Annotated in this window: 13 protein-coding genes; 1 reads left to right on the forward strand and 12 read right to left on the reverse strand. The window is 27.2% G+C overall.

Annotated elements, in window-relative coordinates; translation table 11 throughout:
* Window positions 1–5: 5 nt before the first annotated feature.
* The 10 genes from X274_RS05385 to X274_RS05430 form a co-directional block, all read right to left on the reverse strand.
* A complete protein-coding gene (locus X274_RS05385; RefSeq protein ID WP_047265779.1) occupies window positions 6–1,184 on the reverse strand; it encodes a cytochrome c biogenesis protein ResB in 1,179 nt (392 codons plus the stop codon).
* Window positions 1,181–1,792 carry a NapC/NirT family cytochrome c gene (locus X274_RS11530; RefSeq protein WP_052913184.1) on the reverse strand — a complete coding sequence of 204 codons (612 nt, stop codon included), beginning with the start codon at window positions 1,790–1,792 and terminating at the stop codon, window positions 1,181–1,183. Before X274_RS11530 ends, X274_RS05385 begins: the two co-directional genes overlap by 4 nt.
* Window positions 1,793–1,796: 4 nt before the next feature.
* A complete protein-coding gene (locus X274_RS05395) occupies window positions 1,797–2,405 on the reverse strand; it encodes a CPBP family intramembrane glutamic endopeptidase (RefSeq protein WP_047265780.1) in 609 nt (202 codons plus the stop codon).
* A 271-nt stretch (window positions 2,406–2,676) separates the two neighbouring features.
* Window positions 2,677–3,288 carry a YigZ family protein gene (locus X274_RS05400; protein WP_047265781.1) on the reverse strand — a complete coding sequence of 204 codons (612 nt, stop codon included), beginning with the start codon at window positions 3,286–3,288 and terminating at the stop codon, window positions 2,677–2,679.
* Window positions 3,289–3,347: 59 nt separating this feature from the next.
* Window positions 3,348–4,295: a class II fructose-1,6-bisphosphate aldolase gene (gene fba / locus X274_RS05405; protein ID WP_047265782.1), complete on the reverse strand. Its 948-nt coding sequence runs from the start codon at window positions 4,293–4,295 to the stop codon at window positions 3,348–3,350.
* A 55-nt stretch (window positions 4,296–4,350) separates the two neighbouring features.
* Window positions 4,351–5,439 (reverse strand): AAA family ATPase, encoded by a 1,089-nt coding sequence (locus X274_RS05410; RefSeq protein ID WP_047265783.1) that lies wholly within the window; start codon window positions 5,437–5,439, stop codon window positions 4,351–4,353.
* An 8-nt stretch (window positions 5,440–5,447) separates the two neighbouring features.
* Window positions 5,448–5,795 (reverse strand): hypothetical protein, encoded by a 348-nt coding sequence (locus tag X274_RS05415; RefSeq protein ID WP_047265784.1) that lies wholly within the window; start codon window positions 5,793–5,795, stop codon window positions 5,448–5,450.
* Between the two features lies 1 nt (window position 5,796).
* Window positions 5,797–7,128, reverse strand: a complete 1,332-nt coding sequence (locus tag X274_RS05420; RefSeq protein WP_047265785.1) for a B12-binding domain-containing radical SAM protein — start codon at window positions 7,126–7,128, stop codon at window positions 5,797–5,799.
* Between the two features lie 2 nt (window positions 7,129–7,130).
* Window positions 7,131–7,895 carry a type III pantothenate kinase gene (locus X274_RS05425; RefSeq protein WP_047265786.1) on the reverse strand — a complete coding sequence of 255 codons (765 nt, stop codon included), beginning with the start codon at window positions 7,893–7,895 and terminating at the stop codon, window positions 7,131–7,133.
* Between the two features lies 1 nt (window position 7,896).
* Complete coding sequence (locus X274_RS05430) at window positions 7,897–8,931, reverse strand: L-threonylcarbamoyladenylate synthase (RefSeq protein WP_047265787.1); 1,035 nt, start codon at window positions 8,929–8,931, stop codon at window positions 7,897–7,899.
* A gap of 549 nt (window positions 8,932–9,480) precedes the next feature.
* Between X274_RS05430 and X274_RS05435 the strand changes: the two genes are divergently transcribed.
* Entirely contained in the window at window positions 9,481–9,852 is a 372-nt protein-coding gene (locus X274_RS05435) for a hypothetical protein (RefSeq protein ID WP_052913185.1), read from the forward strand.
* 10 nt (window positions 9,853–9,862) lie between these two features.
* On the opposite strand, the gene X274_RS11535 is transcribed toward X274_RS05435, so the two are convergent.
* Both X274_RS11535 and X274_RS05445 read right to left on the reverse strand, forming a co-directional pair.
* Window positions 9,863–10,474 (reverse strand): hypothetical protein, encoded by a 612-nt coding sequence (locus X274_RS11535; protein ID WP_052913186.1) that lies wholly within the window; start codon window positions 10,472–10,474, stop codon window positions 9,863–9,865.
* A 72-nt stretch (window positions 10,475–10,546) separates the two neighbouring features.
* Window positions 10,547–12,514, reverse strand: coding sequence for a methyl-accepting chemotaxis protein (locus X274_RS05445; RefSeq protein ID WP_047265788.1), 1,968 nt, complete (start codon window positions 12,512–12,514; stop codon window positions 10,547–10,549).
* Window positions 12,515–12,823 lie beyond the last annotated feature (309 nt).

Raw genomic sequence — 12,823 nt, forward strand, 5'->3', positions numbered from 1 at the left:
CCCCCCTAAAATTCGGATAGATATTTTTTTTCATATATTATTACTTTTATTTTATCTTTTTCTTTATAAGCTATTATTTTATTATAATCACGCTTTATTGAAAAAATAACACCCAATGATATAATTAATAAAGCTATAAACATTCCAGTATCCCCTTTTGATGTACTATATAACAATCCTGTTTTTTCAATTTTTTCATATCCTATTATTTTTGCTTTAATATTAAAGCCAGGGGGATCTGAAGGATAATCTATTTTTTCAAAAACCCATTGTCTCGCAAGTTTTATCCCTAAATAATCATAGTATTCAACTAAAATTGCAGGATTAACAGGATCATTACTCATATTAAAGATTTTTCCATTTTTCACTTTAAGATGAGGGATAAATCTACTTATTTTTATATGATAATTTTCAACATCAAAATCTTTTAACTCAGGACCTTCATAAGTATAATTCAATCCATCAAAATACAATTTTACATTCCATCCTATTTTATAAGACCATTGATATAATCTTCCATGTTCTAAATTTAAAGGTTTGTTAACTTCAATATTTGCAATATTATTTTTGTATTTCACTTTGGATATCCAATCTTTTACCATTCCATTATCATAGTTTTCAACAATAAAATCCATAAGCATAAGCTTTTCATCTTCTATTTGAAATTCATCACCTGGAGATAAATAAAATGTTTCTGTTTGTGTTGTTAAACCTATTATCAACCCACTTATTATAGCTATTAATATCCCAATATGTATAAAATCAGGACCTATCTTCCCAATTAAAGATCTTACTGCAAATATTTCTCCTTCTTTTATTTTTACCTTATACTTGCTTTTTTTTAGTTTTTTTATCAATTCATCCATATTCCCTTCAAAATATACAATATTATTAGTGTTCACATTATTTGAAAATATAACTGGATATATTTTTAAAATTCTAAATAAAGTACAAAAAAGTGTATTTATAAAAAATAAAGATAATAAAAAACCAAAAAGTATAGAATTTGAGTAATGATCTAATTGTAACAATACTATTAATTTTCCAAAAAGAGCGCCATATTTTGAATAATAATATTCAGGTATTTGATGTTGTGGAACAAATGTTCCCAATGCAGAAAAAATAGAAATAATTATCATTAATATTACAGCCAGTTTGATTGATTTTAACCATTTAAAAATCATTTATTCCCCTCCCATTCCTCTATACCATGAACAAAATTATAATGGCAATCAAAACAAGATAACCCCTGTTCTTCAACCTTTAATTGTTCATGTATCTTCATACCATAAAATTCTACTTCCATATAAGGTTTTTCTTCTCCCTCAGCATGACATTCTAAACATGTATCAACGGAAAGATTTTCTTCTAAAGCAATTTTTTCCCAGTGTTCTTTATAATTTTTATACCAATCTTCTCTATTTTCAGGATGCCCTTCTGTAAAATAAATCCATGCTTCTTTTAACCCACCCAATTTTGCTTTTGTAAACCCTGTTATATCATCAGGGATATGGCAATCAGCACAAGAAACATCTGCTTTACCATGAGGTGATTCATAAAATTCTTTTTTAAAATACGGATGACAACTTAAACAAAATGCATCTGTAGAAGTTACCTCTATAGTTATTACAAGCAATATTCCTCCAATAATAATCACTATCAATAAAATTAACATAAGTTTCTCAAATGGTTTTATCAAATTAAGCAATACACTTATTGCTAATGATGCAAAAAGGAATAATGAAATTATGAATTCTACAATTAATTTTAAAAAATTTGTTATTTTTCTCATATAATCACCTCAATGGAATTATTATAATCACCAAAACTAACCATATAATATGAGTATATATACTTACAGCCACATTTCCTGTAATATAATAAGCAAAAGAAAAAATAAATCCAATAATAAAGGCAGATAAAATTAAAATCACATTTTGTGTTGGTATATATATAAATGCATATAATAAAGAAGATAATAATAAAGCAATAATTGGGTTATTTACTTTATCTATAATAAATTTACTAATGAACCCTCTCCATATTATTTCCTCAAATAATGATATGAAAAATACTATCATAAGAATTGCCAGGAATTTCTGATTGTTTATTACATAATAAAAACTTTCTATTTCTTCTCTAAATATTTCAAAAAAATTCACTATAAATCTAAATATCCAAAACATAAAATATAATAATATAGATATCCAGAATATCATAACAATTTCTATCATATTTACTTTAATATTAAAATCTCCTTTCAATATCACTGATAAAAAGGATATGAAAAACATTAAAATAAGCATTGTATAAAAAGATTTGTTTGAGAAAAAAACATAATATGCAGATAAATAAGAAAAAAATAATACTATAAAAAAACTTATAAAACTTATTTTTTTATTCATTTCATCCCCCCTTAAGCAATAAATTAAATACAGATTACAAAAAAATTACTATAAAAGCATATAAATATTTTATTAATTTTTTATTCACTAAAATTATATACCTATTTTTGATATATTTCAATATCGGAATATTTCGATTTTTAAATATAATTTAATTATACTATACTTAATTAGTATTATTTTGTTATAATCATATTTTTATATATTTTCTACTAAAAAACTGGAAGTACAATTATATACTTCCAGTTTTTTAATTATTAATATTAACTTTTCATATTCCTATTTCTTGTGTTCTTAAATATTTAATTTTACCTTTACTTTTCAAAATTCCCAATATATTGCTTTCTTCATTTTCTTCAATAGCTATTTCAAATCTTACATCAGTCATAAATTCCTGATTTGTAATTTTCCAGCCATTTACTCTTTTTAATAACCTTTCAATTTCTGCATATCTGGAATAATCAGTTTTAACTTCATATATTTTTAAATCTATATATTTTCCTATTTTTGAATTTAATACTGTTTCTTCCGCACAACTGGAATAAGCATCTATTAATCCTCTTACACCTAATTTAATTCCACCAAAATAACGTGTAACTACAACTACTATGTTAATCAAATTATGTTTTTCAATAATACCAAAAATTGGCTTTCCAGCTGTTCCAGAGGGCTCTCCATCATCGGAATAATTAAATTTATTTTCTTTAACTTTATACGCCCAACAATTATGAGTGGCATTTCTATATTTAGATGAAATTTCTTTTATAAATTCTTTTGCTTCTTTTTCTGTATTTACTTTCTTTACATTGCCAATAAATTCAGAACGTTTTATTTTTATCCTTGTTTCAACTGGACTTAATATTGAAAAATATATTTTGATCACCTCTTTTTTTAATAATATAAAAACTCTCAGCTAAGCTGAGAGTTTAGACTTATTTTTTATTAAAATAATTCTGCTTTTCCATTAGAGCCAAGAACTTCCATTCTATCTGTTATTACTTTTATAGTATATTCTCTTGCCAATTTAAAATATTTCCTTGGATCAAATTCTTTTGGATTTCCATTTAAAAATTCTCTTAAACCAGCAACAAAGGCTATTCTTAAATCCGTATCTGTATTTACCTTATTAATTCCATATTTTACGGCCTCTCTTAATATTTCAGATGGAACTCCTTTAGCACCTCCAAAATCTGCTCCGTGTTTTTCTGCTATTTCAACAAATTCTGGAACTACCGAAGATGCACCATGTAAAACAAGAGGTCTTTTAACATATTCTTTTACTTTTTTTATTCTATCATAATCTATTTTAGCTTTACCTTTAAATTTGAAAGCTCCATGTGATGTTCCAACTGCTGGTGCTAAGAAATCAACATCTGTTTCTTCAACAAAGATTTTTGCTTCTTCGGGATTTACCAAAACATTTTCTTCTGCTACTGCTTCATCTTCAACACCTGCTAATTGACCTAATTCTGCTTCTACTGAAACGCCTGCTGCGTGAGCTATCTTTACTATTTCTTTTGTTATTCTCAAATTTTCTTCAAAAGGATGTTCTGAAGCATCTATCATAACTGATGAATAACCAGCTTTTATTGCTGCAACTATATATTCAAAACTTTTCCCATGATCAAGATGCAAAGATACTGGTATATCTACCTGCGCTGCAAATGTTTTTACCATTTTAACAAATATTTCTGCACCTTTCCTGAAATCTCCATTCCCGGCATATTTCATTGCTCCTTGACTTGTTTCAATAATAACCGGTGAATTCATTTTCACTCCAGCTTCAATGATATAATGTAAAAATTCAAGATTATTAATATTTAAAGCTGGAACACCATATCCATGTTTATCTGCATTTTCTAAAATAACTTTAGTATCTACATAAGGCATTTTAACCCCTCCCAACAATAAATTTAATGTTCAAAGTTATTATATCATAATACTGTTAAATCTCTTCTAACCAATTTACATTATCCAAAACAATTGCCAACTCTTCGAATAACTTTTCAAAAAATGCTTTTTTCAGTCCTTTTGTCTTAGATGCATAATGATCTATATTCCTTAAAATTGAATATGCAGAATCTTTTGAAATTATATTTGATAATTCTTTTATATTTTCAGCCATTATTTTATATTCATAATTATCCAGTATTTTTATAATATCATCTTCTTCAAGATTTTCGATGTATTTATTTATTCTTAATATCATTGTATTTTTTTCTGATATATTCATTTTCTTTATCTTATTTAATATATTATTATCAAGTTCAAAAAGAATTTTTTCTGGTATTGGATAGTCTTCGCTATTTTCAAGAAAATTAACAAACGTTCTTGCAGCCTCTGGACCTACTATACCGGATGCCAATATATAACCATATTCCTTAATTTCATCTTCAGTCATATTTTTTAAAACTCTATCTAATTTATACCAACTTCTGGGACTTGGCTTTAAATCCAAATGTAAAGAGACATTTTTTCCGTTTGAAATAAACTCAGGATATTTTTTTATAAAATCTATAATTTCTTTTGATAATTTCATTTCACTTGCCCATTGTACCCATTCCTCTGCATCTGCATTTAAATTAATATGAAAAAAACGGGACATAAATGCTGGATCTGTTATCAAATCTATCTGGTCATAATCTTCATCTGGTGGATTTGCAGCTGCTACTATCCAAGTACCTTCTGGCAATATGTGGTTGTGAATTCTTCTATCCAGCAATAATTGCATAATCGCATTTCTTATTGAACGGTGAGCTCTGTTTATTTCATCTATCATTATAATACTATTATCTTTCTCTGGCCACCAATCTGGTTTTAAAAAAACTGTTTTGTTATTATCTCTTGACGGTAATCCTATTAAATCTCCCGGTTCCATTTGAGATATAACCAGTATTATCAATTCTCTATTACTTTCTTTTGCAATTTCTCTTATTATATCCGTTTTTCCTACACCAAAATGTCCCCATATTAAAGGTATTTCACCTGACTCCATTATTTTTTTAGATAAAAATTTTATATCTTTTGGTTTCATAAAATCACCTACCCATTTGAATTGAATCTTCTTTTTGTAATTTCTTCCTGAACTTTCATATACCCATTCTTTATTGCTAATTTTCCTTTATTTGTGGTTTTAAGCTGTTTTTTTATTCTCTCCATCTCTGGTTTTATTTTATCCATTCTTTTTTTATCATCTTCCAATAGTTTCTTTACTCTATTTATTATCAAATCTGAAGTAGAAAATCTTTCCATCTTTTGTATCACTGTTTTTCTTTGCTCAAGAATTCTTGGAAGAACTTCATAATCTTCATTTAATATTATTCTATCAATTAATTTTTCAAGATTATCAAGATTTTCAATTAATTCTTTTATTTCTTTAATATTTTCCATTTTAAATCCCTCTTTTTTGAGATTTTTTATCTCTTAAATAAGCCTTGATATATTCTATTTCTTCAACATTCATACCATAATCCCACCAATATGGCAAAATTGAATTATTCAAAAGTAGAGGATCCGTATCTATTTCAAGCCATCCTTTTGACACTAATTCCATATATTGTGGAGTGTTTGGAATTGGTGTAAACTCATTAACAGATGGTATAATACCAAGTTCCATACAAAAATCTATTCCTTTTATTACATCATTAACTTTTTGTCCAGGTAAATTTGCCATTATATAAGCTGACGTTTCATTTAATCCTTCATTTAATAAATAATTCGAAGCTCTAATTAAATCTTCGTTGCTTACCTTACCACCTGTTTTTTTCTGCATTTCTTCGTCTGATGTTTCATAACCCAACTTTATTACTTTAAAATTAGCTTTTGAAAAAAGTTTCGCTATTTTTTTATTGACTAATTTTGCATGAATACCATTTGGCAAATGATATCTAACTTTAAATTGAGAAAGTTTTTCTAATAGTTCTTCCTTTTGAGGATGTATCAAAAATGCATCATCAAAAAAAACCACATCTTTAACTTTCTTTTTTGATAAAATATTTTCTATTCCTTTTATTATTTTTTTCACACTTCTTATTTGATATTTCCACATACGTGGTGTTACGCAATATGTGCATTTAAACGGACATCCTATTGAAGAAGTTATTACTATATAAGGTACATCAGAATATAAATCATAGAAAGGATCAAGTTCTTCAAACCAGTCTATATTTTTTATATTTATATTATAAAAATCAAAAAGCTTTTTAATTGCAATATTTCCTGTTCCATTAATTACTTTAACATTCAATTTTTCAAATGTTCTTTTTGCATGAAGAGGCATAACATTTACATATATTCCACCTAAAAATATTGGTTTCTCTGGAAATACTTTTCTTATTATTTCTATAGTTTTATAAACTCCATAATACCAATAAGTCATTACAGACGTAACAATAATTCCATCTACGTTTTTATATTCCTTTAATTTCTTTATAAATACTTCTTCTGGCAACCCATATCTTTTAAATTTCCTTGGAATATCTTTAATAATTTCCGGTTTTTCCACCTGTTCATAATAATATTTACCCGTTCCGTAATATCTATCCTTAATAAAATTTATTTCTTTAAAATATTCATCGTATCTATTCATTAAATCTATTAAATTAACTTCAAATCCATGATATTTTAATATACTTCCAATATATAATAAACCTAATGGTTTTTGCCAGAAATCATATGCTGCTGTATCATATACCCAGGGATTTATAAGCAGAAAATGCTTCATTGTTATCTCCTTTCATACATCTCATAAAAAACATTCAATCCTTTAAGAGTTAAATATTGATCATATATATTAAATTCTGGAATAACCCCTTTTAAGGATTTTCCAATTCCTCCTGTTATAACAATTTTGAATTTAGTATCATATTCTTTTTCAATATCTTTCAATAATTGTTGAATTCCATATACAACTGTCTTGATTATCCCTATTTGAATATTATCTATTGTATTTTTCCCTACTGAATAATTCAAAAATTCCAATTCCACCTGTGGTAATTTTGCAGTTTTAGAAAACAGCGACATCATCTGGGTATTTATCCCAGGAATTATAGACCCACCTATAAAATTTCCTTTATATACTACATCTATTGTTATTGCCGTACCAAAATCTATTCCTATTGCATTATTTCCATAATATTTCTTTAAAGCTAATACATTTGCAACTCTATCAGCTCCAACCTCTTTTGGATAATCTACATCTAATTTCATATCCTTTATCTTAATTCCACTTACAAATACAGCATCTACATTATAATATTTCTTTGCATATCTGCTCAAAATATAATTTACAGATGGAACTACAGAAGAAATAACAACAGCATTTATATCTTTTTCACCTATATTTATTCTATTCAGTAAAGGAAAAAGGTGAGAATACAATTCATCTTCTGTTTCAAATGATTGTGTCCCTATTCGCCAAACACTTAAAAATTGGTTTTCATATAATCCAACAACTATGTGTGTATTTCCTACGTCAAATAACAACCTCATATTATTCCTCCCAGATTTCAGATGAAGCTTTTCTTAATCTATTCATTATAGAAATCCCAAGTCCTTCATCTTTTACCCCTTCTATTATTATTACATCATTATCCTTTCTGTCAGCATTTCTCAAAATATCAAATAAATTTACTGCAAATTTAAAATATTCATTTTTCCCTCCTGAAATTATTATATCATATGATTTGAAATATTTTGTATCTTCTTCAAATAACACAAGCAATGGTTTTTTATATCTTTTTATTATTTCTTTTATTATATCTATCCTTCTATTTGAATATTCAACTAAAATAGTTTTTTTATCAGGCGCATAATGACGATATTTCATACCAGGTGCTTTTGCAATATCGACTTTACTTTTCCCATATATGAAATCCGGAATTATAATATCTCCAAAAATTTCTTTTAATTTTTCTGGAATTATCGGCCCTGGTCTTAATAAAGTTGGGGTTTTTTCAGTCAAATCTATTACTGTTGACTCAAGTCCGAAATCCACATCTCCACCATCAATTATTATATTTACTCTGCCATACATATCTTCTATGACATGTTTTGCTATTGTAGGACTAGGTTTACCAGATAGATTTGCACTTGGTGCTGCAATCGGCGTATTTGAAAGTTCTATAAGCTTTTTAGCTATTGGGTGTGCTGGAATTCTTACAGCCACTGTATCCCTATTAGCAGATACTATATCAGGAACTTTACTTTTCTTCTTTAATACAAAAGTTATTGGACCAGGTATCAAAACCTTTATTTTTTCAAATAGTTCTTCAGATATATATGCTATATCATGTATTTTTTCCGGACTGTCTATGTGTAATATCAAAGGATTATCAGAAGGTCTTCCTTTTGCCTTATATATTTTTTTTACCGCCATATCATTTAATCCATCTGCTCCGAGGCCATATACTGTTTCTGTTGGAAAAACAACCAGTCCTCCATCTTTTATTTTATCTGCTGCTAACTTTAATTTCTCAATTTCTATATTTAACGGATTTATCTTTATTATTTTAGTTTTTAATTTCATATTTTATAACCTCCTAAAAAATATATTCATCCTAACCGTTACTTTGAAAATATATTAGGCTGCCTAAAAAATCTAAGCGTAAATTGATATAATTGATTTTTTATTCTAATATAGGTTGTCTAAAAAGTCTCAAATGAAACGAAGGCTCGAAGATTGCCCTTAACACACCTACGGTGGGTTATTGGATTAAAAAATTTGATTTTAATAAAAAAACTTTTGAGCTATCGCTCTCTTACAGTGGGTAATTGGGAAAAATAATTTTTATTATATAATTATAAATCTTTTTCCCTTAGATTTTTTATCCTAAAAAATCTAAGCGTAAATGGAAGCCGTCAAAATTACATGGATGTAATTTTGAGCGAAACAATACACGATGTATTGTTTGAGCGACGGCTGAGAATGAATAATTTTAAGGATTAGCAATCAAGCCGCCTGAGTGAATTTGACTTTTTAGACATTGTAATTCTAATACTAATTTTTTATTTTTGTCTAATTTTTGTATAATTATTATTGTATAATAAAAATAATAAATATATTTGGAGGTTTGCAATGAAAATTTTCAAAAAAAAGATTGTCTGGGATATTTTATTCATTATATACCTTATTATATTAATATATTTTGCTACTGTTCCAAAACCACCATTTAATTATACACGATTTAAGGGTGAAGACAAAATCTGGCATTTTGTGGCTTATGCTGGAGGAATGTTTTTATTTTTGAAAAGTTATTTTAATAGAAAATTTTTCTTATATTTTTTTGGAAGTATCATTTTGACTCTTCCAGTTACAAGTGAATATATTCAGGCACTATCGCCTTACAGACAATTTTCTATGTTTGATGCTCTGGCAAGTTATGCGGGAATATTTGCTGTCACGTTGTTTATAATACTACAAAATATTATTAAAAAAAGGATTTCCTGATGGAAATCCTTTATTTTTTATCTTCTTTTATTATCTCTTCTTTCACATTAATATATTCTACTCCACCCTTTTCAATTTGAATCTCATCTTCACCTTTTTCCCATGCTTCAAATTTTTTCATAACAAGATCATATGTTTTTTCACTAACCTCTGGCAATTTCCCTCCTAATATTCCTTTAACATCATCAAAACCTTTTTTTACTGCGTCTTTTAATAAATTAATTTTGGATTTATCTCCTCCTGATATAGACTTTGCAAACTCTATTATTCTATCAGAAACAGCTTCAGGACTCCATTGTCCATCTTCCAATTCTTTTTTCATTTCTGCTTTTTCTGAATCTGTAATACCAAGTTGCTTTTTTATCTTATCTTCAACCCATGTTTTAAATTCATCATATAATTTTTGTGAATCTGCTTTTAATTCTTTCCACCGGTTTGGATTAATTTGAATATTTTTTTTCACCATAGAAGAGTACGTTGCTTTCATATACTCTATTTCTGTTTTCACATAAACATCACCTTTAAAATTTTTTTCTTTACTTTTTAATTCATTATTTCCTTTTTCTGATATTTTTTTTATACTGGAATACTTAAAATATTCAAAATTGTTATCGATTCTCATATTATCACCTCCATATTAAAAATCGACCATTTTTATATTTTATTAAATAAAAAGCTCCCATAAGGGAGCTTTTTATTGTATTTTAAATCTTTTTAATCCTTCTACGAGCGTTTCAGATTTTGCTTTTAACTCTTCAGTATAATCCTCCAATTGTTTCACACTCTCGCTTTGAGTATTTATAGATTGCGCAATACTGTTAATTTCATCAGATATCATTGATACTTCCTGAGTTATTTTATCCATACCATTTGAAACTTCTTCAGTTGAAGCACTCTGCTCCTCAGAACTGGAGCTTAAATCTTCGATATTTACAGTAATCTGTTGAATCTTATCCAATATTAATTTAAACTTTTCTTCTATCTTTAATGATTCATTTTCAACATTTTTAATTATATATCCCGTTTTCTCCGTTGCTTCGCTGGCATCATTCGCACCATTTTGAATCTCCAATAAAATCTGGGCTATTTGTTCAGTAGCCTTCTTCGACTCTTCTGCTAACTTTCTAATTTCATCCGCAACAACGGCAAATCCTTTACCTGCTTCTCCAGCTCTTGCTGCCTCAATTGCTGCATTTAATGCCAATAAATTTGTCTGTTCTGTAATGTTTTCTATAGTTTCCACTATTTGACCTATATTTTCTGCATTTGATACTAATTCTTTTACTGTATTCACTGTTTTATTTGATTGTTCCACCGCCTGAGATATTATTTCTGCAATTTTTACAACTGATTCATTTCCTTCTTTTGCTGTTTCTGAAACATCAAAAGCCTCTTTCGATAAACTCTGTGCTCTCTCTGAAATATTTTGCGCAGCGGCTGTTATCTCTTCTATACCTGAATTAATTTCTTCAACAGAAGATGCAGCTGAATCTGAACTTACATTTATTTTCTCAGTTTTTTCATTAATCATAAGCATTTGTTCAGTCTGAATTTCAACATTTTTATTTATATCATTCGCCATATTTTCCAGATCTTCAGAAGACTTTCTCACTTCCTTTAAATAATTAACAAGATTATCAGACATATAATTAAGAGATTCAGATATTTTTGCAATCTCATCTTTACCTTTTATTTCAAATTTTTGAGTTAAATCTCCTTCACCAAATTTTTTCACTTTTTCTGCCAAATCTATTAATGGCTTTGAAATAGAATTACCCAACACCAGTGAAATTATCAAAGATATTATCATTGCGATTAAAACCACTATATTAAAGAATTGTATTAACCTTTTTGTATCACCTAAAAGTTCACTTTCTGGAATAGATATTGCAGCAGCCCAATTTAAATTCTTTATTGGAACATAAAATAATATTCTTTTTTCACTATTACTTTCTATTTTTCCATATCCTTTTTCACCGTTTAGCATTTTATTTACTAATTCATTTAATCCATTATAACTAGAATCATATACATTTTTTCCAACAAATTCCTTCAAAGAATGTGCAACAATTATACCTTTAGAATCAACTATAAAACTATGAATATTTTTTTCTTCATCTGAAGTTAAAAAAGATAAAAATTTATTTATTGAAATTGTTGCTCCAATCAATCCAATTGTATTATTATTTTCATCTTTAATTGAATGAGCGACAACAACAATTGAAGAACCATCTGCTTTAGAAATCAACACATCACTAATGGCAATTTCACTACCGGCCATAATTTCTTTAAAATAATTTCTATCCTTTATATTTGTTTTCACATCTGAAGTTGTATAAGCATCGCCATTTATATTTGCAATAAATAACATAGAAAAATCATCTAATATTTTTAAATCCTTTTTTAACACCTCAATAGAATCTTTAAAATTCATGCTTTTTAATATTTTTTTATTAGAAACAAGTTCTATTTGATGAACCAACCCGTTGAAAAAATTTTCAATTTCTCTTGATTGTTGTTGAAGGTGTGAAAAAGAAGATTCAGAAGCCATATTTTTTAATGTATTTCCCAAATAAAAATACAAAAACAAACCCACAAAAATTCCTGCTGAAATAATAACCCCAGAAAATACCGCTGCAATTTTTGTTTTTATAGAACGCACCTTATTCACCTCCAGCTTTAAAATACTATTTGCATTTTTATTATACCACTAAAACATCACACCTATTATACAAATATTTATCGCTTAAATAAAGGGATAACATTATTTAATTAAAAATTTGTAAATATATGTGATTTTATATAATTAATAAGCAATTCATATTATAAAACAAAAAAGCAGCCGTTGAAGGCTGCTTTAAAAATATCATATGGAAAAAGATAGTTTCGGACTAAGCCATAAAGCTTGGAGTTTCCATATGATTACAGTTGGCATAGATATCTCATCATGTCTATTATATCACTTTTATTA

It is taken from the genome of Marinitoga sp. 1155, assembly GCF_001021175.1.
Classification (GTDB): domain Bacteria; phylum Thermotogota; class Thermotogae; order Petrotogales; family Petrotogaceae; genus Marinitoga.